Here is a 22,009-nt window from a genome sequence, read left to right as displayed (position 1 = left end):
AGACCCTGACCATGGCCATCCGCGGACCACGACTCGAATTTGCCGTCGGTGCTTTCCTATTGCTGGCGCTCGCCTCGCTGCTGGTGCTGGCGCTGGCCTCGACCAACCGCCAGTTCGGCTTCGGCGGCAGCACCTACCCGCTGGTGGCGAAGTTCACCCAGCTCGGCCAGTTGCGCGCCAACGCGCCGGTGAAGATCGGCGGCGTGGTGGTCGGCCAGGTCAGCAAGATCGACCTGGACCCGAAGACGTTCCAGTCGGTGGTCACGCTGTCGATCGATGGCCGCTACCAGGAACTATCCGCCGATACATCGGCCGGCATCTTCACCAGCGGCCTGCTCGGCGAAAGCTACATCGGGCTGTCGCCGGGCGGCGATCCGGAATCGCTCAAGCCGGGCGACGAGATCGCCTTCACCCAGCCGGCGGTCGACCTGCTGCAACTGGTCGGCAAGTACATGTTCAGCGGCGGTGGCACGCCCGCGGGCGACGATGCCGCCACCGAAGCGCCCGCCGATCCGGCCGCACTGCCCGCCCCGAGGGACAGACCCCATGAAGAACATGATTGCCATGAAGACCGTGCTTGCCAGCGCCGTGCTGTGCACCTTGCTCACCGTCGCGCCATCGTCCGTCGCGGTTTCCGCCACGCCGCCCGCCAGCACTGCCCAACAGGGTGCCGCCAGCCGCGTGGTGGTGGACAGCGCCGGTCGCGTGCTGGCCACGCTGGACAGCCGCCGCGCCGAGTTCAAGGCGAACCCTGCCGCGCTCAACCAGTTCATCAAGACCGAGTTCACCCGCAGCTTCGATTCGGACTACGCGGCCCGCCTCGTCTTGGGCGTGCATGGCCGCAACGCCGCGCCCGCCGACGTGGCCGATTTCGCCGCGGCGATGGCCGACAACCTGACCGCGCGTTACGGCGCGTCGCTGCTCGACTTCAACACGAAGTTGCAGGTCAAGGTGAAGTCCGAGACCCCGCTTCCCGGCAATCGCGGCGTGCGCGTGAGCACGCAGATGCTGCGCCAGGGTGGCGCGCCGATCCCGGTCGATTACCTGCTGCGCAACGTCAACGGCCAATGGAAATTGTTCGACGTGATGGTCGAAGGCATTTCCTATGTGCAGGCGTTCAAGAACCAGTTCGCCGCGCCGCTGACCCAGAAGTCGATTCGCCAGGTCGCCGCCGACCTGCGCGCCGGCCGCATGCAGGCCGCCCCCGCACCGGGCAAGAAGGCCAGGTGATCGAAGCCGCAGCCAGCGTGCATCGCGACGGCGAACGGCTGTTGCTGTCCGGCAGGCTGGACCGCGATGCCGCCACCGCGTTGTGGCCACAGGCGAGCGCAGCGATACCCGGCGCTCGCGTGCTGGATGTGAGCGCGATGCAGACGATCGACAGCGCCGGGCTGGCGATGCTGGTCGCGCTGGCCGAACGCATGCAGGATGTCCACATCGCGGGCATGCCCCCCGGCATGGCCGACCTGCTGGCGGCGTATCGCCTGCGTCCCACCTTGGCCTTCGACGACGGCCGCTGATGTCCCTGCATAAGGATGGTCCGATGATGCGGTTGCGTTCCCTCGTCCTGCTGCTGTCATGCGCGCTTGCGAGCGCTTGCGCGACCACCGGCGATCGCGCCGCGGAAACCGCTGCGCCGCAAGATGCGCCGGCGATCGCGGGCGATGTCGCCGCAGCGGACACGTCCACGCCATCGGTTGCGACCGATGTCGAACCGCCGGTGCCGGCAACGCCCGTCCTCGCGGACACCACCCAGCCGCAAGACACCACCGGCCACGTCGCCGATGCCACGCCAGGCGATGCCGAAGCCGACTTCGCCGCGATCTACGGCCAGCCCGGCGACCGCAACGGTTTGGCGATGGGTGGCGACCCGGCACCGGCGGCCTTCGACCCGTGGGAGAAATACAACCGCCGGGTTCATGCGTTCAACATGGCCGTCGACCGCGGCCTGGCCAAGCCGCTGGCCCGCGCCTACGTTGCCGCGGTTCCGCGCCCGCTGCGCATCGGCGTGAACAATTTCTTCGACAACCTCGGTCAGCCGGTCACCGTGGTCAACAGCCTGCTGCAAGGCAATCCACGCGGCGCGGGCAACGCGCTCGGGCGCTTCCTGCTCAACAGCACGGTCGGCATCGGCGGACTGTTCGACGTTGCCACCAAGGCGAAGATGCCGAAGCGCGGCGAGGATTTCGGGCAGACGCTGGCGGTCTGGGGCTGGCAACGGTCGCGCTATCTGGAACTGCCGATGCTGGGCCCGCGCACCGTGCGCGACATGATCGGCCTGGTCGGCGATGCGCGCCTGCGTCCCGTGCAATATGTCGAGGACGACAAGACCCGCGTGTTCCTGCAGGGCCTGCAACTGGTCGATCTGCGTGCCAAGTTGCTGCCCATCGAAGGGCTGATGAACCAGGGCGCGGTGGACGAATACGCGTTGTTCCGCGACATGTGGCTGCAGCGACGCAACTACCAGATCAACCAGAACGGACGCACCCAGGACGCACCCGCAGCGGATGAAGCGGTCCCGCCCTACCTGATGGAAGATGGCGAGACGGTGCCGCCGGCAACCCCGGGCGGCTGATCCACGCATCGCCCGATAGCGATCTGCAATGCGCAAAAACGAAGGCCGCCCTGAGGCGGCCTTCGTCATCCTGGTCAAGCGTCGATGCACGCGTGACTGTGCAGGCTCAGCGACCATCCTTGTCGAAATCGCCCGGCATGCGGCGTTCGATGTGATGCCAGCCGTCGCGCACCGCGCTGCGGGCTTCGTTCCAGGCCAGGCGGGACTGCGAACGGGTGCTGTCCCAGTTGCGCTCGAGTTCGTTCTCGATGTCCTCGAACTTCTTGCCCTGGTACTGGCCGTAGGTGTCGTACCCGTACTTGTAGGCCGGCTCGTAGTCGCGCCACTCGCTGCCGCTGATGTAGTACGGCGTGGTCTTGTAGGACTGCTCGAAGTGGGTGGCGTACTCGGTCGGGTTGACCGCTTCGGCGACCGCGCCGCCGCCCTTCGCACCCAGCGCACCGCCGGCGATCGCGCCGACCACGGTACCGACCGGGCCGGCAGCCGAACCCACGGCAGCGCCTGCGATCGCACCCGCAACCGCGCCCGTGCCTTCACCGATGCTGTGATCCTTCTTGACGTTCATGTGTTGCTCCTTGGTGTGGGGTTCGCCGGCGCTCCATGCGTCGGACTGGGGCCAAGGATGGCGATGAGGGCGTGTGCGCAGGGTCAAGCGCGCGTGAGCAGGTCGTACACCTTCATGAAGCTGTCAGCCAACAACCGATGTCATGGCTCATCGCGCGACAGCACGGGCCCGGCGTGCGGGAGGCTGCCAATCACTTGGACAAGTGATTCCGCCTCGACCTGCAATGCCAGTGGTAGCACCTTCTTCCCCTTGGCACCGAGTTCCACAAGACGCTGCGCACGTGGAATCAATGCCTGCTTCGAATCACTCAGCTTGTGCCGCGCGTCATTGAATGCCGCGCGCGCATCGTCCAGTTGCCGGCCGACATTGTCGAAATCAGCCAGGAAATTGATCAACGAATCGAGCACGAGTCCGCCGGTTCTGGCGATTTCCTGCGCTTCGCGCTGGATCTTGTCGCGCGTCCACAACCGATCAACTACGCGAAGCAACATCATCAGCGTATTGGGAGACGCGAATACGATCTTCTGGTCAAAGGCGTAGGTTTGCAACGATGCATCGAATCCCAAGGCGGCGGACAACGCGCCTTCGATCGGCACGAATGCAACGGTGACTTCCAGAGCGCCGTCGCCGATGACTTTTGGATAGTTCTTCTCCCCCAGCTCCTTGATGTGCTGGCGCAGGGCTACTGAGTGCCGGCGCAAACCTTCCTGCTGTTCCTCGGGTGTCGCCGCGTTCATCGCTTCCTGCCAGGCAACGAGGTTCACCTTGCTGTCGACAACGATGCGACGCTCGTCGGGCAGGTTGACCACGATGTCGGGCTGCACGCGCTGCCCATCCTCGGTGGTGCTGGACTTCTGCCGATGGTAGTGCGCGCCCTCCACCAAGCCTGATCCTTGCAGGACGTTCTCGAGCATCAACTCGCCCCAGTCACCGCGGATCTTGGAGCTACCCTTGAGAGCACGGGTTAGTTCGTTCGCGCGCTGCGCCATGTCCTGGTTGAGTGTTTTCAATTCATCAATCTTGCCTACCAGCGCAGCGCGTTCCTTGGCTTCTTCGCCATACAACATGTCCACCCGGCTGCGGAATCCGGACAGCTGCTCCGAGAATGGCTTGAGCAACATTTCGATGTCGCCCTTAGACTGCTTCGCCGCCTGCTGCGTGCGCTCCTCGAACGTCTTGCCTGCGAGCTCCGCGAAAACCCCCGACAAGCGCTCTTGAGCGGTTTCCAGAAAGGCTTTCATTTCCGCGTTGGTGCGATCGCTGTGGCTCAGGTTCGCCAGCGCTTCCGCATGCGCCTGTTCCAGTGCCCGCAGCTTGCCTCGCAAGGATTCAGCAAGCGCTTCCGCCTTGTCCGCACGCATTTCGAACTGCTGCGACACACTAGTCTTCGCCGAAAACTCGGCGCGCAGTTCGCTGGCGACCTGCCTTGTCTGTCGTAGCTCTTCATCGCGACTCGCAAGTTCCGCTTCGGTGCGTTCGAGGCGAGCGACACGCTCGCCCAACCTGGCCGCTTCGGCAGCCCGAGCCTGCGCAACGCCTCGTTCGGATTCGAGGTCTGAAGCCAGCCGGTCACGCTCTTCACGCAAGGCATGCTCGATGCGGTCTTCCGGCTTGCGAAACAACAGCACACACAGCAGGACCACCGCCAACAAGCCGACAAGCAGCACGACGAAAAATTGGGTTTGAGATTCCATCCCGCCAGTGTAGCGGCGAGCGTCGCAGCGCCTGCGACCTCAGCCCATGGACACGCCGAACAGATGGCCGATCCCGGCGGTCACACCCAGCGCGACCGCGCCCCAGAACAGCACGCGCAAGGCCCCCTTGCGCAGCGACGCGCCACCCAAGTGCCCCGCCAGCGCGCCCAGCACCGCAAGCAGGACGAGGGTAACCAGGGTGATCGCCATCGCCAGCCCCTCGCCGCGCCAGAGCCAGGCCAGCAGCAGCGGCGGCAACGCACCAGTGGCGAACGCCGCGGCCGACGCCAGCGCCGCCTGCACCGGACGCGCCGCGAACACCTGGCTGATCCCGAGTTCGTCGCGCAAATGGGTGCCAAGGGCATCGTGCGCGGTCAGCTGTTGCGCCACCTGTTGCGCGAGCGCCTTGTCCAGCCCGCGCTGGACGTAGATGTGGGTCAGCTCGGCGAGTTCGGCTTCGGGTGCGGTCTCGAGTTCCTGCTTTTCCTTGGCGGTATCGGCGGCTTCGGTATCGGCCTGGGAACTGACCGACACGTACTCGCCCGCCGCCATCGACAGCGCGCCGGCGGTCAGGGCGGCAACGCCGGTCAGCAGGATCACCTGCGGCGTGGCATTGGCCGACGCGATGCCGACCAGCAGCGCGCTGGTGGAGATCAGGCCATCGTTCGCGCCGAGCACCGACGCACGCAGCCAGCCGATGTGTTCGCTGCGGTGGCGTTCGTGGTGCGGGGCGGCGAGCCTGGCCATGTCAGTCCAGCACGCGGCAGAACACCGCCTTGAGGTAACGCGATTCCTGCACCTGCGCCAGCCACGGATGGTCGGGACCTGCACCGGAGACCTTCAGCACCTGCACGGTGCGGCCGGCGTAATAGGCGGCGCGGCGGATCATGTCGGTGAACTGTTCCTCGCTGACCAGGCCGGTGCAGCTGAAGGTCGCGAACAGGCCACCCGGCTTGACCACGCCCAGCGCCGCCTTGTTCATGTCCAGGTATTTCTTTAGCGCCGGGATCACCTGCTCGCGGTCGCGGGTCATCTTGGCGGGGTCGAGGATGACGACATCGAAACGTTCGCCGTTGGCCGCCGCATCGCGCAGCCACGGGAAGATGTCGGCCTGGATGAAGCGCGGTTTGACCTTGTTGAGGTGCGAGTTCTCTTTCGCCAGTTCGATCACCGCCGCGTCGATGTCGATGCCGACCACCTCGCTGGCACCGCGCGCCGCCGCATACACGCCGAAGCCGCCGGTGTTGCAGCACAGGTCGAGCACGCGCTTGCCTTCGCAAAGCCGCGACAGCCATTCGCGGTTCTCGCGCTGGTCGGCGAAGAAGCCGGTCTTGTGCGCGCCCGCGGGATCGGCGCGGAAGTGGATGCCGTGCTCGGTGACGGTCGCCGGCTGGGTGCCCAGGGTGGGCTTGTAGTCGAAGCTTTCCTGCTTCTGCACGTGTTCGTCGGCGAAGCTGTGGAAGCGGCAGCCGGGGAAGTGCTCGCGCAATGCGTTGAAGATCCATTCGCGATGGCGGTAGGCACCTGCGCTGAAGAATTCGACCACGATGAGATCGTCGTAGCGGTCGACCACCAACCCGCTGATGCCGTCGCCCTCGCTATGCACCACCCGCCACGCATTCGACACGTCATCGAGCTTGAGGATCTCCCGGCGCAGCTGGATGGCCTCGCCGATCTTGCGGCTGAACCAGCCGGCATCGATCTCGATGTCCGGGTCGTTCTCCAGCATGCGCAGGGCGATCCGCGAATGGCCGTTGTAGAAGCCACGGCCGATCCACACTCCATCCACCCCGACCACGTCGACGATGCTGCCCGGCTTGGGCCGTTGCGCGGGTTTCTCGACCAGGCGCTGGAAGATCCACGGGTGGGTGGAGTTCCAGGCGTTCTTGAGGTGGACGACGGGGAGCGGTTCGGCCATGGGACTGCCTTTTGACATGCGGCTAACGGAGATCGGGTATTGTCGCCGAAGAAGGGGAGTAACTCCGCGCACGGCCGTCGTCATTACGGGTCCCAGGACCCCGGCACCGTGGCAGGCAACACGCCTGTGAGTGAGACCTTCGCCGAACGGCGAAGCGCGCTCCCTTTCCATGCTCCCTGCGTGGACGCGTCCGCCGGTTCCCACGGTGGAGTGTGCAATGGAGTCGATCGGTACCCCTTTCCTCTGGCTGATGTTCGCCGGCGTTGTGGTAGTCGCGCTGCTGGTGGACCTGGTGCTGATGCGCCATGGCGGTCCGCACAAGGTGACGTTCAAGGAAGCGACCTGGTGGAGCATCGGCTGGGTGGTGCTGGCGCTGGCGTTCAACGCCTGGCTCTGGTGGTACTCCGGCCAGCAGTTCGGCGCGGCCGAAGGCGAACGCATCGGCATGGAATTCCTCACCGGCTACCTGGTGGAGAAGTCGCTGGCGGTCGACAACATCTTCGTGTTCCTGATGATCTTCACCTACTTCTCGGTGCCAGAGGAGCAGAAGCAGCGGGTGCTGGTGATCGGCATCATTGCGGCCATCGTGTTGCGCGCGATCCTGATCTTCGCCGGCGCGTTCCTGCTGGCCAAGTTCCACTGGATCCTCTACGTGTTCGGCGCGTTCCTGCTGCTGACCGGCATCAAGATGATCATGGCCGCCGGCAAGGCCCCCGACCTGGAACAGAACCCGCTGCTGCGCTGGCTGACCGCGCACGTGCCCATGACCCGCAGCTATCACGGCAGCGCTCTGTCGGTGCTGGAAGGCGGAAAGAAGCTGTACACGCCGCTGTTCATCGTGATCGTGATGATCGGCATCACCGACGTGATCTTCGCGGTGGATTCGATCCCGGCGATCTTCGCGATCACCGACGATCCGTTCATCGTGCTGACCTCGAACGTGTTCGCGGTGCTGGGCCTGCGTGCGATGTTCTTCCTGCTGCAGGGCATGGCCGACCGCTTCCACCTGCTGCCCTACGGGCTGGCGATGGTGCTGATGTTCATCGGCGCGAAGATGCTGCTGGTCGATATCTACAAGATCCCGATCGGGATCTCGCTGGGCGTGGTCGCCACGACCATCGCCGCCACCATCGCCCTGAGCTTGCTGCGTCCGCCGCCGCCGGCACGCTGACGGCACGCTCGGTTCCATCCATGCAAGCACCGCCCACCCGGGCGGTGCTTGCTTTCGACAGGTCGCGCCCCAGTTCGATGGAATGTCCACGCCACTGACCTCCGAGCAACAACGCCTGGCCGACCGTTCGCGGTTGCGCCGCGCGTTGAACGCCAGCCTCGGCTTCGTCCTGCTGCTGGCGGTCTGCTTCGCCGCCCAGCACGGCTTCGACTTCAGGTTCCTCACCGTCACGCCGCGCAGCGTCGAAGGCCTGCTCGGCGTGCTCACCGCACCGCTGCTGCACGGCTCGGTGGAGCACATCGTCGCCAACGGCATCGCCATGCTCATGCTCGGCACGCTGGCCGGCACCGTGTATCCGAAGGCGACCGTGCGCGCACTGCCGCTGCTGTGGATCGGCTCCGGTTTGGGCGCATGGTTGCTTGGCAACGCCGGCTCACATCACCTGGGCGCGAGCGGCGTGACCCACGGCTTGGGCTTCTTGGTATTCGTGCTGGGCCTGCTGCGCCGCGACCGCGCGGCGATCGCCGCCGGCATGCTCGCCTTCCTGTTCTACGGCGGCATGCTGATGACCATCCTGCCGCGCGAAGCCGGCGTGTCCTGGGAATCGCACCTGGGTGGCGCGATCGGTGGTGTCATCGCGGCGTTCCTGTTCCGGCGCGCGGACCCGCAAGCTGCGAAGCCGAAATACAGCTGGGAGATCGAGGAAGAACTCGCCCGGCAACAGGGCGATGCCGACCGCGCGATGTACGAGACCGAGGCCGCGCGCGACGTGCCGGTGCTGTGGAACCGCGAGGGCAGCGATGCAGAACGCGGCAAGGTGCTGCCGTTCCGTCGTCTCGGCGAGTGAGCTACTTGCCGGTCAGCACGCCCGCGCCGAGCTGGCGATCGTGCCAACGCGACAGCAACAGCAAGGACGTGATCGCGCCGCACAGGCACAGGAACATGTCCCACTGCGTGTCCCACTGGTCGCCTTGCGTGGCCAAGAAGGCATCGGCATCCGCGCCGTAGATGAGCGCCGCCCACCATTCGATCAGCTCGAAGAACGCCGAGAAACTCAGGCAGGCCGCCAGCACCAGGTAGACCAGCCAGCCGCCCCGGCGCAGCGGGGTGAGCCGCAGCAGCAGTTCGCGCGCCAGGATTGCGGGCACGAAGCCTTGCATCCAGTGACCCAACCGATCCCAAGGATTGCGCTCGGTGCCCAATACCTCCTGCAGCCAGAAGCCGCCGGGCGTAAGCGAGTAGGTGTACGCACCACCGTGGATCAGCACGAGTGCATGCAAGACCATCAACCAGCACAGCAGCCGGGTCAGCGGGAAGCGCGACCAGCGCCATGCGATCAGCGCCAGGCCGACCATCGCCCAGATCACTTCCAGGAACCAGGTGAGTCGATCCTTGGCGATGAAGAACGAAGCGACCAGCGCCAGCACGGTGACGCCGGTCAGCAGCCAGCGTTCGCTGCGTGTGGGCGGGATGGCGATGTCGATGCGATGGGTGCTCATGCGGCGATGCTAGCGCGCGGTTCGGGCGCCGTTGCGGAAGTGCGCATTAAGCTTCGCCTTCGCCCCGCCGGCCACCATCCGTGGCTCGCTCCTTCGAGACCGAAAATTCGATGTTCCTTCGCGCCTGCGCCACCGCCCTGCTCGCCAGCCTGCTCGCCGCCTGCGCCAGTACGCCCGATGTCCGCGCGCCGGTCAGCGTGGCGGTCACCGCACCGCCGCCGGTGAAGGTCGGCATCGCCTTGGGTGGCGGCGCTGCCAAGGGTTTCGCCCACATCGGCGTGATCAAGATGCTCGAAGCCAATGGCATCACGCCCGTGTTCGTCTCCGGCACCAGCGCCGGCAGCGTGGTCGGCGCGCTCTACGCCAGCGGCATGGATGCCTACGCGATGCAGGAAAAGGCCTTCGCGCTGGATGAATCGAAGATCCGCGACGTCAGCCTGTTCTCCGGCGGCGTGGTCAAGGGCCAGAAGCTGCAGGACTATGTCAACGACCTGGTCGGCGGCCGCACCCTCGACAAGATGCGCAAGCCGTTCGCGGTGGTCGCGACCAACCTGGCCAATGGCGAACGCACCGTGTTCGTGCGCGGCAATACCGGCCAGGCGGTGCGCGCGTCCAGTTCGATTCCCGGCGTGTTCGAAGCGGTCGCGATCGGCAAGGCGCATTACGTCGATGGCGGCGTGGTCAGCCCGGTGCCGGTCGATGCCGCGCGCGAACTCGGCGCCGACTTCGTCATCGCGGTCGACATCGGCAGCAAGGCCGACGGCATCGCCAGCACCACCAGCATGCTCGGCAACATGAACCAGAGCATCCGGATCATGGGACAGAAGCTGGGGGCGCAGGAGCTGGCGCGCGCCGACATCGTCATCCGCCCGAGGGTGGACGACATCGGCCCGGCCGACTTCGCGGCGAAGAACCGCGCGATCCTGGAAGGCGAGCGCGCCGCCCAGGCCGCATTGCTGCAGATCCGCGCGAAGATCGCCGCGCTGCAGGCCGCGCGCACCGCGAAGGCGCGACAGGCCGCCGACGCCGACGCGGCTCGCCAGCGCGAGGCCGAACGCAAGGCGCGTTGCGCGCAGCAGCAGGGCTGGATGGACACGTTGCGCCGAGACGAAGACTGCAAGCAGGGCTGAACCGGGGCGTTTGCGCCACATCAAAAACCGCGCAAACCGGCGGGGGTAAGATGGGGCCATGAACAGCAACCAGGCACCGCGCCGCGTCGAGAACGTGCAGACCGATCGGGGTTCGCTGCCGGTGTATGCGACCGGCACCGTCGAGCAGCCGTGGGATAGCTACAGCGAGAGCGACCACGACGTCTGGCGCCAGCTCTACCAGCGCCAGCGCGAGATCCTGCCCGGCCGCGCCAGCGATGCTTTCCTGCGCGCGCAGGACACGATGGGGATGACCCCGGACCGCATCCCGAGATTCAGCGACCTCAACCGCGTGCTTGCCGATGCGACCGGCTGGCAGATCGTCGGCGTGGAAGGCCTGTTGCCCGAGTTGGTGTTCTTCGACCACCTCGCCAATCGCCGCTTTCCGGTGAGCTGGTGGATCCGTCGCCCGGACCAGATCGATTACATCGAGGAACCCGACCTCTTCCACGATCTGTTCGGCCACGTGCCGCTGCTGATGGACCCGATGTTCGCCGATTACCTGGTGGCCTACGGCAAGGGCGGGGTCAAGGCACATGGCATCGGTCCTGAGGCGCTCATGCAGCTGGCGCGGCTGTACTGGTACACGGTGGAGTTCGGCCTGATCCGCCAACCGGACGGACTGCGCATCTACGGTGCCGGTATCGTCAGTTCCAAGGGCGAATCGATCCATTCGCTGGAAAGCGCGGCGCCCAACCGGATCGGCTTCGACCTGGAACGGGTGATGCGCACCCGCTACCGGATCGACAGCTACCAGCAAACGTATTTCGTCATCGACAGCTACGAAGAACTGATCGAAGCGACCCTGCCCGACTTCACTCCGATCTACGAACGCCTGCTCGAACAGGAGGCGATCCCGGCCGGCAGCGTGCTCGAATCGGACAACGTGTTCCAGCGCGGCAGCGGCGAAGGCTGGAGCGTCGACGGCGACGTCTGACGGCACGGATACGCCGGCGTTTATGCTTGCGCGCATGAAGGCTTCCATGCTCGATATCGCATCGCCCGCTGCCTGGTGGCGCTGGGCACGCTTGTGGCGCAAGAACAACCTGATCGACCAGGTGGACCGCATCGCGGTGCTCGAGCATGTCCACGAGGGCTGCGAGCTGGGGCCGCGCTACGGCTTCATGATCGTGATGGCCTGCGGCATCGCGATGCTCGGACTGCTGCAGAACTCGGTCGCGGTGATCATCGGCGCGATGCTGATCTCGCCATTGATGGGGCCGATCATCCAGCTCGGGATGGGCCTGGCGACCTTCGAATTGCGCAGCATCCGCGAAGCGCTGCGCACGCTCTTTGCGGGGATGCTGCTGGCGCTGGCGATCGCGGTGCTGATCGTGTGGCTGTCGCCGCTGAAGGAGGCCACCAGCGAGATCCTGGGACGCACGCGCCCGACCTTCTTCGACCTGCTGGTGGCGGTACTGTCCGGCCTGGCCGGTGCCTACGCCACGATCAGCCGCAAGGGCGAGACCATCGTCGGCGTGGCCATCGCCACCGCGCTGATGCCGCCACTGGCGGTCGTCGGCTACGGCATCGCGGTCGGCAACTGGGAGATCGCCGGTGGTGCCGCGTTCCTGTTCATGACCAACCTGCTGGCGATCGCCCTGTCGGTGACCATCGTCGCCCGCTGGTACGGCTTCGGCGGTGCCGACACGCCCAAGCAGACCGCCTGGCAGGCGATCATGATCGTCGCCAGTTTCGTGCTGCTGTCCATTCCGCTGGGGCTGGCGCTCAAGCGCATCGCCCTGCAGTCGCAAACCGAGCTGACGGTGCGGGCCACTCTCGACACCGCGGCCAACCAGGCCGGCGGGCGGGTGTCGGCGCTGCGCGTCGACAATGCAGTGGACGGCGTTGCGGTGGACGTGGTGATGATGCTGCCGAGCCATGTCGGCGGGCTGGAATCGCGCCTGCAGGCCCAGTTGGCAGAACGCACCGCGCAGCCGGTGTCGCTGCGCCTGCGCGAGGTGCTGACCGCCGACGACGCCAGCATCGCCCGCCAGCAGGGCACCCTGGCCCAACTCAAGCGCAGCGTGCTTGCACTGGAAGACGCCGAGAGCGCACGCAACCAGCGCCTGCAGGCAGCACAGGCCCAGCAGGCGCGCATCAGTGCCGCCCTGTTGCCCTACCTGGGTCGCCTGCAACGCAGCAGCGACGACAGCCGCTGGGAGTTGTGGCTGGCCCCGGACGCGCGCGTCTCGATCGCGCGGGCACGGCAGATCGAAGCCGACATCAACGCACGACGCCCGCAAGACGACGACGCACTGCTGGTGGTCCCGGCCCTGCAGGCACTGCCGGTGATCGCGCTCGGCACGCCACGCAAAGACGACGCAGGTCCGGATCCCGCGCAGCGGGTCATCCTCGATGCGCAGGCCTGGGCACTGCAACGCTGGCGCAGCGGCCGGGTCGATGCGGTGTTGGCGACCGCCGACGATGCGCAGGCCGAGGCATGGGAGCAGGCATTGCGCGCGGCGTTGGCGGCACGCCAGGTACCGGTCGCCACGCTCACCCGTGTCCGCGACGGCGAGGCGCGCCTGCAACTGGCGTTGGCATCGGACTGACCGGCGCTCAACCGGGCGGCAAAGCCTCGCCTGCGGACAGGTCGATGCCGGCCTTGCCCTCTCCCGCGGCGACCTCGACCACGATCGCGGTATCCGGCGGACACGGCGCGCGGATGCAGCGGATGCGCTCGGCGTGCGCGAATTTCATGCCCGGGTCGTCGAGCGCCTGCCCGGCGACGACATAGCGGCCCGCGGCGACCTCGATGCGATAGGACGTCGCTCCGACGGCGGTGTCGATGCAGGTCGGCGTGCCGCCATCCAGCGGATGCGCGCAGACCCGCAGCGCGGGTGGCGGGCGGTTGCCCTCGCGGATGTTTCCTTCGATCGCGGATCCCGCTGCCGTCGCCGATGCGGACTCGGAGGATGCCGCGGGCGGTGCTGGGGTGGCGGACGGCACCACCTCGGCCGGGGCGATGGCCGCGGGCGCTACAGGTGGCGCGGCGGGAGCGGCCGCCGCCGGTAGCGCGGCCGGCGACGAACACGCGGCCAGCGAAAGTGCGATCACCGCGGGCAGCAGCAACGGACGTGACATCGGGCGCTCCATGGCGGGACTTGGGCGACAATAGCGCCTCCCGTTGCCGCCGGCCTGCACATGTCGAACACGAGCATTTCGCTGACCCGCTTCCTGATCGAGGAACAGCGCGCCGACCGGATCAATCCCGACCTGCGCCTGCTGGTCGAAGTGGTGGCGCGGGCGTGCAAGACCATCTCGATCGCGGTTGGCAAGGGCGCGCTGGGCGGCGTGCTGGGCGATGTCGGCAGCGGTAGCGACGCCAGCATCAACGTGCAGGGCGAGGCGCAGAAGAAACTCGACGTCCTGAGCAACGAGATCCTGATGGAAGCCAATGCCTGGGGCGGTCACCTGGCCGGGCTGGCCTCCGAGGAGATGGACACCTCGCACCCGATCCCGGACAAATACCCGCGCGGCAACTACCTGCTGCTGTTCGATCCGCTGGATGGCAGCTCCAACATCGACGTCAACGTATCGGTGGGCACGATCTTCTCGGTGCTGCGTTGCCCCGACGGCGTCACCAATCCGGTCGATGCGGACTTCCTGCAGCCGGGCACCGCCCAGGTCGCCGCCGGTTACTGCATCTACGGCCCCAGCACCACGCTGGTGCTCACCGTCGGTCACGGCACCCATTGCTTCACCCTGGATCGCGAAGTCGGCAGCTTCGTGCTCACCGCACGCGGCATGCGCATCCCGGAAGAGACGCGGGAGTTCGCGGTCAACATGTCCAACCAGCGCCACTGGGAGCCGCCGATGCAGGCCTACGTGGGCGATCTGCTGCTGGGCTCGGAAGGCCCGCGCGGCAAGGATTTCAACATGCGCTGGGTGGCGAGCATGGTCGCCGACGTGCACCGTATCCTCACCCGTGGCGGCATCTTCAGCTATCCGCTGGACCGCAAGAGCGCAGACAAGGGCGGCCGCCTGCGCCTGATGTACGAGGCCAACCCGATGTCGCTGCTGGTCGAACAGGCCGGCGGCGCGGCCAGCACCGGCCATCAGCGCCTGCTCGAGGTGCAGCCGACCGGCCTGCACATGCGCGTGCCGGTATTCCTGGGATCGAAGACCGAGGTCGAAGCCGCGGTCGGCTACCACGCCAAGGCGGGCTGAGCCGGTTCAGCAGCGACCAGGCGGCAGGTTGATCGCCAGCCAGTAGCGGCCGACTTGGCGGACGACTTCAACGAAGCGCTCGAACTCGACCGGCTTCTGGATGTAGCTGTTCGCGCCCAGCGCGTAGGCTTGGTCGACGTCGCGTGGTTCCGCGCTGGTAGTCAGCACCACCACCGGCAGGCACTGCGTCGCAGGTGTGGCCCGGATCGCCTTGAGCACGTCGCGGCCATCCAGACGCGGCAGGTTGAGATCCAGCAAGACCAGCGCCGGCAGGTCCGCGGCATCGCGGCCGCCATGGCGGCCGCGCGCCAGCAGGTAGTCCAGCGCCTCGGCACCGTCGCTGACGGCTTGCAGGCGATGCGCGCTGCCGGCTTCGGCGAAGGCGAGGCGGGTCAGTTCGACATCGTCCGGATTGTCCTCGACCAGCAGGATCTGGTGCCCACTCATCGCATGGCTCCGGAGTTCGGCAGATCCTGCAGGCGGATATGGAAGCTCGCGCCCTCGCCCGGGGTGGATTCCGCGCGGATCGTGCCGCCATGCCGCGCGACGATCGCATCGGCGATCGCCAGGCCGATGCCGTCGCCGGCACCGTCGTCGCTGCCATGCAGGCGCTGGAACGGCTCCAGCATCCGCGCGGCATACGCCATGTCGAAGCCGATGCCACGATCACGCACGACCAGGTCCAGGCCGTCCTCGGTGCGCGCGCCAGTGACATCGATCTCCACCCGTGGCCGGCTCGCCGAGAACCGCCAGGCATTGCGCAGCAACTGGGTCAGCAGCGTCTTCAGCAAGCGTTCGTCGCCGATGACTTCGAGCCCTTGCTGCACCTCGATGCTTGCCTCGCGCCCGGGGTCTGCATCCTGCAACTCTGCAGCGCACCAGTCGGCGAGCATGCTCACGTCGGCCTGCATCGGGCGCAATTCGACGCTGCCGACGCGAGCCAGTTCCAGCAGCCCGTCCACCAGCACGCACATGCGCGTGTTGGTCGCCGTGATCCGCGCCAGGGTCTCGATCGCGGCGACATCGGCACCCGGTTGCAGTTGCCGCGACAGCCGCGTCGCGAATCCGTCGATCGCCCGCAACGGCGCGCGCAGGTCATGCGAGATTCCGTGGAGCAGGGCCTGCATGCGCTTGTCGGCGGCGTCCAGGCGAGCCTGCAGCTGTACTTCCCGGTCGGTGTTCATGCGGCGTGGCGTCCCGGGCATTCGCCACGCCCGCGCGGACACCTGCCGGACGGCATTGCCGGTCGGCACCGGGCGCGAGTGCTGGGGTTGGTGGGCAGGGAAGGCATGTGCGTGGTTCTTGTGTTCGCAGGGTAGCGTCTGCCCCTGTAAACGCGATGTGCAAGTCATTCTGGCCGTCATCACCGTCCGAACAGGCAGAATGCGGGCATGGAATTGCCACCGCATCTGTTTCAGCAACTGTCGTTCGGGTTGATCCTGGCCGGTGGGTTGTACCTGTTCATCACCGAGAAACTGCGGGTCGATGTCACTGCCATGCTGATCCTGCTGGCGCTGGTGCTGACCGGGGTGCTGGACAGCAAGCAGGCGTTGTCCGGCTTCGCCAGCGAGCCGGCGATCATCGTCGCCGCGGTGTTCGTGATCTCCGGCGCGCTGGCCGCGACCGGCATCAGCGAGCGCCTGGGCGCGTGGGTCGGGCGCGCGGGCGGGCGCGGCGAGGCCCGCACGATCGGGGTGGTCATGCCGCTGGTGGCGCTGCTGGCGGCCTTCACCCACCACGTGATGGTCACCGCGATGATGCTGCCGCTGCTGTTGCGGCATGCGCGCGACCGCCAGCTGCCGGCCTCGCGCCTGCTGATGCCGATGTCGCTGGCGGCCTCGCTGGGCACCACCCTCACCTTGGTCAGTGCGCCGGCGTTCCTGCTCGCCAACGACCTGCTGCAGCGCGCGGGCACGGAGAGCCTGGGCATCTTCTCGATTACCCCGATCGGCATCGCCCTGGTCGTGGTCGGCACCATGTACATGCTGGTCGCGCGCTGGCTGCTGCCGCGCCGCAGCGGCGAGCGCAACGACGAGGACTACCTGCGGCTGGACCGCTATCGCACCGAGTTGCTGATCGTGAAGGACGGGCGCTGGTGCACGCGGCCGATGTCGGAACTGCAGAAGGCGCTGGGCGGCCGTTTCCGCATGCTGGGCTGGCTGCGCGATGGCCAGCGCCGCGACGACCTCACCGCCTCGAGTCCCTTGCTGGCCGACGACATCCTGCTAGTCGAGGCCGCCGCCGACGAGCTGCTGTCCCTGCACGAGGATGCCGGCCTGGACCTCAACGCGATCGCCCGCTTCGGCGATCAACTGGAGGGCGAAGGCGAGCCGCAACTGGTGCAAGCGGTGGTCGCGCCGGGCTCCGAGTTCATCGGCCGCAGCATCCGCGAACTGGATTTCTCCCGGCAATTCCACGCGGTCATCGCCGGGCTGTGGCGGCGCGGCGCGGACATGGCCGACCGCCTCTCCGACGCCCGCTTGCGCGAGGGCGACCTGCTGGTGCTGTGGGGCAAGCCTTCGCGTTTCGCCGACCTGGCCGCGCACCACGGCTTCCTGATGCTGGTGCCGTTCGCCGGCGAAGCCAAGCGCCGGCTGCGTGCGCCGCTGGCACTGATGATCCTCGGGCTCACGATCCTGGCCGCCGCCACCGAATGGCTGCCGGCACCGCTCGCCTTCCTGCTCGGTGCGGTGGCGATGGTGGTGACCGGCTGCCTGAACATCGAGCAGGCCTATCGCGGCATCGACGTGCGCATCTTCGTGATGATCGCCGGCGTGATCCCGCTCGGCATTGCGATGGAGCAGACCGGCACCGCCGACTTGCTGGCGAAAGGCCTGTCGCATCTGGTCGCACATTGGCCACCGCTGGTGATCCTGCTGGTGATGTTCAGCATGGCCGCGTTGCTGACCCAGGTGATGAGCGATGCCGCCACCACGGCCTTGCTCGGGCCAGTCGCGATTTCGCTGGCGCGCACGCTGGATCTGCCACCCACACCGTTCGTGGTGTGCACGGCGCTGGGCGCGGTGGTCGCGTTCCTGACCCCGATCGGCCATCACGGCAACCTGCTGATCCTTGGTCCCGGGCAGTACCGGTTCGGCGATTTCTTGCGCATCGGCCTGCCGCTGACCGTGGCGATCGCCCTGGTCAGCGCGTGGATGGCGCGCTGGCTGTGGCTGGGCGGGCCACTGTGGCCCACCTTGCAGTGACCAATGGAGCATCGCGATGACGATCCTGATCCCACCTCGCGTACATGATCTCGGCGGCTTCCAGGTCCGTCGCGCGGTGCCGAGCCTGCAGGCGCGCAGCGTCGGCCCGTTCGTGTTCGTCGACCACATGGGGCCGGCGCATTTCGAATCCGGCCACGGCGTGGACGTGCGCCCGCATCCGCATATCGGCCTGGCCACGGTCACGTTCCTGTGGTCGGGCGGGATGCGCCATCGCGATACGTTGGGCAGCGAGCAGGACATCCTGCCCGGCGACGTCAACTGGATGACCGCGGGTCGCGGTATCGCCCATTCCGAACGCACACCACCGAACCTGCGCGACGCCGGCAGCCCGCTGCACGGCATGCAGACGTGGGTCGCGCTGCCGCAAGCCGACCAGGAAGTCGAACCTTCGTTCCACCACCATGCCGCGGCCTCGCTGCCGCAGCGCGATCACGCGGGCGCCAGTTTGCGGGTGATCGCCGGCCGCGCCTTCGGCATGGAGTCGCCGGTGAAGGTGTTCGCCGACACGTGGAACGTCGCCGTGGATCTCGCGTTCGATGCCGAACTCGTCATCCCCGCGGATGCGGTGGAACGCGCGCTCTACGTGCTCGAAGGCGAGGCGCAACTCGACGGCAGCGATATCCCCGACAAGCACTTGCTGGTGCTGGATCGCGGCGTGCGCCACGTGTTGCGCGCGAAGACGCCGCTGAAGGCGATGCTGCTTGGCGGCGAGCCGCTGGATGGCCCGCGCCACATGTGGTGGAACTTCGTGTCCTCGTCGAAGGAGCGCATCGAGCAGGCGAAGCACGATTGGGACGAAGGCCGCTTCGGGTTGATTCCGGGCGACGATGTGGAGCGGATTCCGCTGCCGGAGCGTTAGAGCAATGCGGCGCGGTTGAAGGTGCCTGGATGGCCCGATGCCGGGGATTGCTCCTCGGCTTCTGCGAACGTCCTGTTCGAGGCGCCGCAGCGCGCCCGCTTCGCGGCCCAGCTCGGCACAGCGTGCCGAGCGTTCGCGCACCTGCATCGCATGCGATGCAGGCAAAGCGCGCTCACCCATGGCACGCTTTCCGCAATCCCGGCATCGGGCCTGCCGACATTTCGGCGGTATCCAGTCAGAACAAGGAGCCTTGCGGCGTCGGCTTCCTTGGTGCCACGAACAGATCCGTGCGCAACGGTGGCACGCCTTCGAACCCCAACCGCTTGCGGGTCTTGGCGAAGCGCATCGCCACCAGGTCGGCAAAGGGTCCTTGCCCGCGCATGCGGCTGCCGAAGGTGCTGTCGTAGTCCTTGCCGCCGCGCATCTGCTGGATGAGGCTCATCACGTGTTCGGCGCGCTGCGGGTAATGCAGGCGCAGCCATTCGCGCCAGACTTCCTTCAACTCATGCGGCAAGCGCAGCAGCACGTAGCCGGCGGACTGCGCACCGGCGTCGCGTGCGGCTTCGAGGATGTGCTCCAGGTGCATGTCGGTGATCATCGGGATGACCGGCGCGACCAGCACGCCGGCCGGCACGCCCGCATCGTGCAGGGCCGCGATCATCTTCAAGCGCGTATGCGGCGCGGCCGCGCGCGGCTCCAGTTTCGACGACAGCGTGTTGTCCAGTGACGTGATCGAAACGAACACACTGACCAGTCGGTGCTTCGCCAGTTCGGCGAGCAGATCGAGGTCGCGCAACAACGCACTGCCCTTCGTCACAATGCTCAGCGGATGCCGCGTCTCCAGCAGTACCTCCAGGCAACCGCGAGTGATGCGGTGGTGGCGCTCGATCGGTTGCCAGCCGTCGGTGTTGATGCCCAGCGCGATCGGCGCGGGCACGTAGCCGGGCTTGGCCAATTCCGCACGCAGCAGTTCCGCCGCATTGGTCTTGGCGAACAACTTCGTCTCGAAATCGAGCCCGGGCGACAAGTCGAGGTACGCATGCGAGGGCCGCGCGAAGCAGTACACGCAGCCGTGTTCGCAGCCGCGATAGGGATTGACCGACTGCGAGAATGCGATGTCCGGCGACTGGTTGCGGCTGATGATGCTGCGTGCGCGTTCCTCGGTGACCTGGGTCCGCGGCGATGGCGCATCGTCCATGCCGTCGTACACCGAGCCCCAGCCGTCGTCCTCGCCGCGCAGTTCACGCTTCTCGAAGCGACCCGCCACGCAGGATGCCGCACCGCGACCCTTGGTCGGCGACCGCACGCGGCGGGCATCGTCTTCGGGAACGCCTTCGTCGGGTGAAATCGCCATCGATCCACCCTACCCTGTCGTTGTCGCAACGCCCGCGACGATGGAGCATCGATGGCCGACCTGCTGCATGTCTGGGACACGTTCTGGGCGATCCCGCACATCCGCGCCTGGCTGACCGCCGGCTGGCTGCTCTACCTCGCGTGGCTCGGCCTGTGGATCGTGCTGCAGAAGCGCGAACCCGCGGCAACCCTGAGCTGGCTGATCAGCCTGGCGGCGCTGCCGTACATCGGCTTCGGGATTTACTACCTGCTCGGCCCGCAGAAGATCACCCGCCATCGCGCGCGGCGGCGCCGACATCGCGCCTCGCTGTCGCATGAATCCGAGGGCTCCGGCGACGATTCGGTGGAACTGCGCACGCTGGCGCACGCCACCACCGGACTGGCGCCGACCAGCGCGCTCGACGTGCGCCTGCTGGTCGACGGCGGCAGCAAGTTTCCCGCCTTGCTGGAAGCGATCACCAAGGCCCGCGACCACGTCCACCTCGAGTACTACATCTATTGCCCGGACCGCACTGGCACTGCGTTGCGCGATGCGCTGGTCGAGCGCGCCCGCGCCGGGGTCAAGGTGCGCCTGCTGCTGGACGCGATGGGCTCCAAGCAGGCCAAGTCGCGCTTCTTCGCGCCACTCATCGAAGCCGGCGGCGAGCTCGCCTGGTTCCATCCCGCGCAGCCTTGGACCTTGTGGAAACGGCCATGGGTCAACCTGCGCACGCATCGCAAGATCGTGGTGATCGATGGTGCCGTCGGGTTCCTGGGCGGCATCAACATCACCGACGAGGAAGACGAACGCCTGCGCGATGACGCATATCGCGACCTCCACCTGCGCGTCGAGGGCGACGTGGTGCGTGCCTTGCAGGAAGTCTTCGTCGAGGACTGGGCGTATGCCACCGAGTCCCGCGACTTCGTCGGCGACGTGGTGCGCGCGATGCCGCCGCTCGAGCCCGGGCCGATCCGCACGCAGCTGCTGAGCTCCGGACCGGATTCGCCATGGGAGGCGATCCACCGCCTGCATGTCGGCGCGATCCACTCGGCGAGCAAGCGGGTATGGCTGGCCACACCGTATTTCGTGCCCGGCGAGGCGGCGATGATGGCGCTGACCTCGGCAGCACTGGGCGGCCTGGATGTACGCCTGCTGGTGCCGAAGATGAGCGACAGCAAGCTGGTGACCTACTGCGTGCGCTCGTTCTTCGACGACCTGCTCGCCGCAGGCGTGAAGGTCTACGAATACGGTCCGCGGATGCTGCATACCAAGGCGATGCTGGTCGACGACCACTTGGCGATCATCGGCAGCGCCAACTTCGACCACCGCAGCTTCCGCCTGAACTTCGAGGCCTCGCTGCTGTTCGACGATGCCGACGTGGCCGCCGAACTGGCCCAGGTCATCGAACGCGACTTCGCCTCCGCGCCGCGTGTGCGCAACGACCGCGCTCGGCCCCTGCTGGGCGCACGCCTGCCCGAAGCGCTGGCGCGGCTGATGGCGCCTCTGCTCTAGCGACACTGCTGTTCGTCGCGGCAGTGGCTGGCGTTACACTGCGCCCTTCCCGCCCGGAGCGCACCCATGCACTGGCTGTTCCTGCTGATCGGTTTCGCCATCCTGGTGATGTCGTTCCTGACCGCCAACACCGTGGTGATGGTGCTGTGCTGGCTGGTGGCGCTGGTGCTGTTCGGACTGTGGCTGGCCGCGATGTATTCCGCACGGGTGAGCAGCCAGGAACGCGATGTCTCGATGATGATCGACCCCGCCGAACTGCGCCGATTCCGCGAACAGGCCGAAGCCCGCAAGGCCGCGGCCGCCAGCCAGGACACGCCGGATTGATCGCAGGCGTG

The 22,009-nt window shown here is 67.0% G+C and carries 22 protein-coding genes and 1 pseudogene; 14 read left to right on the top strand and 9 right to left on the bottom strand.

What is annotated here, in order from left to right; translation table 11 throughout:
- Nucleotides 1-11: 11 nt before the first annotated feature.
- The 4 genes and pseudogenes from mlaD to H9L16_RS05380 all read left to right on the top strand — a co-directional run.
- Nucleotides 12-551: pseudogene (gene mlaD, locus H9L16_RS05395) on the top strand (outer membrane lipid asymmetry maintenance protein MlaD); the annotation flags it as partial.
- Between the two features lie 13 nt (nucleotides 552-564).
- The gene (locus H9L16_RS05390) at nucleotides 565-1,230 is read left to right on the top strand and encodes an MlaC/ttg2D family ABC transporter substrate-binding protein (RefSeq protein WP_187553527.1); all 666 of its coding nucleotides are present in this window, start codon (nucleotides 565-567) and stop codon (nucleotides 1,228-1,230) included.
- Nucleotides 1,227-1,520, top strand: a complete 294-nt coding sequence (locus tag H9L16_RS05385; RefSeq protein ID WP_187554062.1) for an STAS domain-containing protein — start codon at nucleotides 1,227-1,229, stop codon at nucleotides 1,518-1,520. Before H9L16_RS05390 ends, H9L16_RS05385 begins: the two co-directional genes overlap by 4 nt.
- A gap of 23 nt (nucleotides 1,521-1,543) precedes the next feature.
- On the top strand, nucleotides 1,544-2,575 hold the full coding sequence (locus H9L16_RS05380) for an MlaA family lipoprotein (protein ID WP_187554061.1): 1,032 nt from the start codon (nucleotides 1,544-1,546) through the stop codon (nucleotides 2,573-2,575).
- 106 nt (nucleotides 2,576-2,681) lie between these two features.
- Here the strand turns inward: H9L16_RS05380 and H9L16_RS05375 are convergent, their stop codons facing one another.
- From H9L16_RS05375 to H9L16_RS05360, 4 genes are all read right to left on the bottom strand, one after another.
- Nucleotides 2,682-3,140, bottom strand: coding sequence for a glycine zipper domain-containing protein (locus H9L16_RS05375; RefSeq protein WP_187553526.1), 459 nt, complete (start codon nucleotides 3,138-3,140; stop codon nucleotides 2,682-2,684).
- Between the two features lie 140 nt (nucleotides 3,141-3,280).
- Nucleotides 3,281-4,834, bottom strand: coding sequence for a DNA recombination protein RmuC (locus H9L16_RS05370; protein WP_187553525.1), 1,554 nt, complete (start codon nucleotides 4,832-4,834; stop codon nucleotides 3,281-3,283).
- Between the two features lie 39 nt (nucleotides 4,835-4,873).
- Nucleotides 4,874-5,581 (bottom strand): VIT1/CCC1 transporter family protein, encoded by a 708-nt coding sequence (locus H9L16_RS05365; RefSeq protein WP_187553524.1) that lies wholly within the window; start codon nucleotides 5,579-5,581, stop codon nucleotides 4,874-4,876.
- 1 nt (nucleotide 5,582) lies between these two features.
- Entirely contained in the window at nucleotides 5,583-6,752 is a 1,170-nt protein-coding gene (locus H9L16_RS05360) for a class I SAM-dependent rRNA methyltransferase (RefSeq protein WP_187553523.1), read from the bottom strand.
- A 217-nt stretch (nucleotides 6,753-6,969) separates the two neighbouring features.
- Here H9L16_RS05360 and H9L16_RS05355 point away from each other — a divergent pair, with 217 nt between their 5' ends.
- Both H9L16_RS05355 and H9L16_RS05350 read left to right on the top strand, forming a co-directional pair.
- Complete coding sequence (locus tag H9L16_RS05355) at nucleotides 6,970-7,923, top strand: TerC family protein (protein WP_187553522.1); 954 nt, start codon at nucleotides 6,970-6,972, stop codon at nucleotides 7,921-7,923.
- A gap of 82 nt (nucleotides 7,924-8,005) precedes the next feature.
- Complete coding sequence (locus tag H9L16_RS05350) at nucleotides 8,006-8,770, top strand: rhomboid family intramembrane serine protease (protein WP_187553521.1); 765 nt, start codon at nucleotides 8,006-8,008, stop codon at nucleotides 8,768-8,770.
- Between the two features lies 1 nt (nucleotide 8,771).
- Here H9L16_RS05350 and H9L16_RS05345 read toward each other — a convergent pair whose 3' ends face one another.
- Entirely contained in the window at nucleotides 8,772-9,422 is a 651-nt protein-coding gene (locus H9L16_RS05345; RefSeq protein WP_187553520.1) for a DUF2238 domain-containing protein, read from the bottom strand.
- 110 nt (nucleotides 9,423-9,532) lie between these two features.
- On the opposite strand from H9L16_RS05345, the gene H9L16_RS05340 reads away from it, so the two are divergent.
- From H9L16_RS05340 to H9L16_RS05330, 3 genes are read left to right on the top strand one after another with little or no spacing between them, the layout of a single operon-like run.
- Nucleotides 9,533-10,552 carry a patatin-like phospholipase family protein gene (locus tag H9L16_RS05340; protein WP_187553519.1) on the top strand — a complete coding sequence of 340 codons (1,020 nt, stop codon included), beginning with the start codon at nucleotides 9,533-9,535 and terminating at the stop codon, nucleotides 10,550-10,552.
- Nucleotides 10,553-10,610: 58 nt separating this feature from the next.
- Nucleotides 10,611-11,507, top strand: coding sequence for a phenylalanine 4-monooxygenase (gene phhA / locus H9L16_RS05335; RefSeq protein WP_187553518.1), 897 nt, complete (start codon nucleotides 10,611-10,613; stop codon nucleotides 11,505-11,507).
- A 34-nt stretch (nucleotides 11,508-11,541) separates the two neighbouring features.
- The gene (locus H9L16_RS05330) at nucleotides 11,542-13,125 is read left to right on the top strand and encodes a DUF389 domain-containing protein (protein WP_187553517.1); all 1,584 of its coding nucleotides are present in this window, start codon (nucleotides 11,542-11,544) and stop codon (nucleotides 13,123-13,125) included.
- A gap of 7 nt (nucleotides 13,126-13,132) precedes the next feature.
- Here the strand turns inward: H9L16_RS05330 and H9L16_RS05325 are convergent, their stop codons facing one another.
- Complete coding sequence (locus H9L16_RS05325) at nucleotides 13,133-13,657, bottom strand: hypothetical protein (RefSeq protein WP_187553516.1); 525 nt, start codon at nucleotides 13,655-13,657, stop codon at nucleotides 13,133-13,135.
- A 60-nt stretch (nucleotides 13,658-13,717) separates the two neighbouring features.
- Here H9L16_RS05325 and H9L16_RS05320 point away from each other — a divergent pair, with 60 nt between their 5' ends.
- A complete protein-coding gene (locus tag H9L16_RS05320) occupies nucleotides 13,718-14,743 on the top strand; it encodes a class 1 fructose-bisphosphatase (RefSeq protein WP_187553515.1) in 1,026 nt (341 codons plus the stop codon).
- Between the two features lie 6 nt (nucleotides 14,744-14,749).
- Here H9L16_RS05320 and H9L16_RS05315 read toward each other — a convergent pair whose 3' ends face one another.
- Together H9L16_RS05315 and H9L16_RS05310 are read right to left on the bottom strand one after the other, a co-directional pair.
- Entirely contained in the window at nucleotides 14,750-15,190 is a 441-nt protein-coding gene (locus H9L16_RS05315; protein WP_187553514.1) for a response regulator, read from the bottom strand.
- Nucleotides 15,187-15,927 (bottom strand): sensor histidine kinase, encoded by a 741-nt coding sequence (locus H9L16_RS05310; RefSeq protein ID WP_187553513.1) that lies wholly within the window; start codon nucleotides 15,925-15,927, stop codon nucleotides 15,187-15,189. The genes H9L16_RS05315 and H9L16_RS05310 overlap by 4 nt, the downstream gene beginning before the upstream one ends.
- Before the next feature lie 207 nt (nucleotides 15,928-16,134).
- Here H9L16_RS05310 and H9L16_RS05305 point away from each other — a divergent pair, with 207 nt between their 5' ends.
- The gene (locus tag H9L16_RS05305; protein ID WP_187553512.1) at nucleotides 16,135-17,949 is read left to right on the top strand and encodes an SLC13 family permease; all 1,815 of its coding nucleotides are present in this window, start codon (nucleotides 16,135-16,137) and stop codon (nucleotides 17,947-17,949) included.
- A 16-nt stretch (nucleotides 17,950-17,965) separates the two neighbouring features.
- Nucleotides 17,966-18,829 carry a pirin family protein gene (locus tag H9L16_RS05300; RefSeq protein WP_187553511.1) on the top strand — a complete coding sequence of 288 codons (864 nt, stop codon included), beginning with the start codon at nucleotides 17,966-17,968 and terminating at the stop codon, nucleotides 18,827-18,829.
- A gap of 235 nt (nucleotides 18,830-19,064) precedes the next feature.
- On the opposite strand, the gene H9L16_RS05295 is transcribed toward H9L16_RS05300, so the two are convergent.
- Nucleotides 19,065-20,183 carry a PA0069 family radical SAM protein gene (locus H9L16_RS05295; protein ID WP_187553510.1) on the bottom strand — a complete coding sequence of 373 codons (1,119 nt, stop codon included), beginning with the start codon at nucleotides 20,181-20,183 and terminating at the stop codon, nucleotides 19,065-19,067.
- Nucleotides 20,184-20,234: 51 nt separating this feature from the next.
- On the opposite strand from H9L16_RS05295, the gene cls reads away from it, so the two are divergent.
- Nucleotides 20,235-21,674 carry a cardiolipin synthase gene (gene cls, locus H9L16_RS05290; RefSeq protein WP_187553509.1) on the top strand — a complete coding sequence of 480 codons (1,440 nt, stop codon included), beginning with the start codon at nucleotides 20,235-20,237 and terminating at the stop codon, nucleotides 21,672-21,674.
- A gap of 66 nt (nucleotides 21,675-21,740) precedes the next feature.
- A complete protein-coding gene (locus tag H9L16_RS05285; protein WP_187553508.1) occupies nucleotides 21,741-21,998 on the top strand; it encodes a hypothetical protein in 258 nt (85 codons plus the stop codon).
- Nucleotides 21,999-22,009: the final 11 nt, after the last annotated feature.

Source organism: Thermomonas carbonis, assembly GCF_014396975.1.
In the GTDB taxonomy this organism is placed as follows: Bacteria; Pseudomonadota; Gammaproteobacteria; order Xanthomonadales; family Xanthomonadaceae; genus Thermomonas; species Thermomonas carbonis.
This window is presented reverse-complemented; position numbering and strand designations above follow the sequence as displayed.

Bases quoted from the DNA above. Each gene is read 5' to 3' on its own strand.
- H9L16_RS05390 (WP_187553527.1), top strand. From the start codon at position 565: ATGAAGACCGTGCTTGCCAGCGCCGTGCTGTGCACCTTGCTCACCGTC.
- H9L16_RS05380 (WP_187554061.1), top strand. From the start codon at position 1,544: ATGATGCGGTTGCGTTCCCTCGTCCTGCTGCTGTCATGCGCGCTTGCG.
- H9L16_RS05375 (WP_187553526.1), bottom strand. From the start codon at position 3,140: ATGAACGTCAAGAAGGATCACAGCATCGGTGAAGGCACGGGCGCGGTT.
- H9L16_RS05370 (WP_187553525.1), bottom strand. From the start codon at position 4,834: ATGGAATCTCAAACCCAATTTTTCGTCGTGCTGCTTGTCGGCTTGTTG.
- H9L16_RS05365 (WP_187553524.1), bottom strand. From the start codon at position 5,581: ATGGCCAGGCTCGCCGCCCCGCACCACGAACGCCACCGCAGCGAACAC.
- H9L16_RS05360 (WP_187553523.1), bottom strand. From the start codon at position 6,752: ATGGCCGAACCGCTCCCCGTCGTCCACCTCAAGAACGCCTGGAACTCC.
- H9L16_RS05355 (WP_187553522.1), top strand. From the start codon at position 6,970: ATGGAGTCGATCGGTACCCCTTTCCTCTGGCTGATGTTCGCCGGCGTT.
- H9L16_RS05350 (WP_187553521.1), top strand. From the start codon at position 8,006: ATGTCCACGCCACTGACCTCCGAGCAACAACGCCTGGCCGACCGTTCG.
- H9L16_RS05345 (WP_187553520.1), bottom strand. From the start codon at position 9,422: ATGAGCACCCATCGCATCGACATCGCCATCCCGCCCACACGCAGCGAA.
- H9L16_RS05340 (WP_187553519.1), top strand. From the start codon at position 9,533: ATGTTCCTTCGCGCCTGCGCCACCGCCCTGCTCGCCAGCCTGCTCGCC.
- phhA (WP_187553518.1), top strand. From the start codon at position 10,611: ATGAACAGCAACCAGGCACCGCGCCGCGTCGAGAACGTGCAGACCGAT.
- H9L16_RS05330 (WP_187553517.1), top strand. From the start codon at position 11,542: ATGAAGGCTTCCATGCTCGATATCGCATCGCCCGCTGCCTGGTGGCGC.
- H9L16_RS05325 (WP_187553516.1), bottom strand. From the start codon at position 13,657: ATGTCACGTCCGTTGCTGCTGCCCGCGGTGATCGCACTTTCGCTGGCC.
- H9L16_RS05320 (WP_187553515.1), top strand. From the start codon at position 13,718: ATGTCGAACACGAGCATTTCGCTGACCCGCTTCCTGATCGAGGAACAG.
- H9L16_RS05315 (WP_187553514.1), bottom strand. From the start codon at position 15,190: ATGAGTGGGCACCAGATCCTGCTGGTCGAGGACAATCCGGACGATGTC.
- H9L16_RS05310 (WP_187553513.1), bottom strand. From the start codon at position 15,927: ATGAACACCGACCGGGAAGTACAGCTGCAGGCTCGCCTGGACGCCGCC.
- H9L16_RS05305 (WP_187553512.1), top strand. From the start codon at position 16,135: ATGGAATTGCCACCGCATCTGTTTCAGCAACTGTCGTTCGGGTTGATC.
- H9L16_RS05300 (WP_187553511.1), top strand. From the start codon at position 17,966: ATGACGATCCTGATCCCACCTCGCGTACATGATCTCGGCGGCTTCCAG.
- H9L16_RS05295 (WP_187553510.1), bottom strand. From the start codon at position 20,183: ATGGCGATTTCACCCGACGAAGGCGTTCCCGAAGACGATGCCCGCCGC.
- cls (WP_187553509.1), top strand. From the start codon at position 20,235: ATGGCCGACCTGCTGCATGTCTGGGACACGTTCTGGGCGATCCCGCAC.
- H9L16_RS05285 (WP_187553508.1), top strand. From the start codon at position 21,741: ATGCACTGGCTGTTCCTGCTGATCGGTTTCGCCATCCTGGTGATGTCG.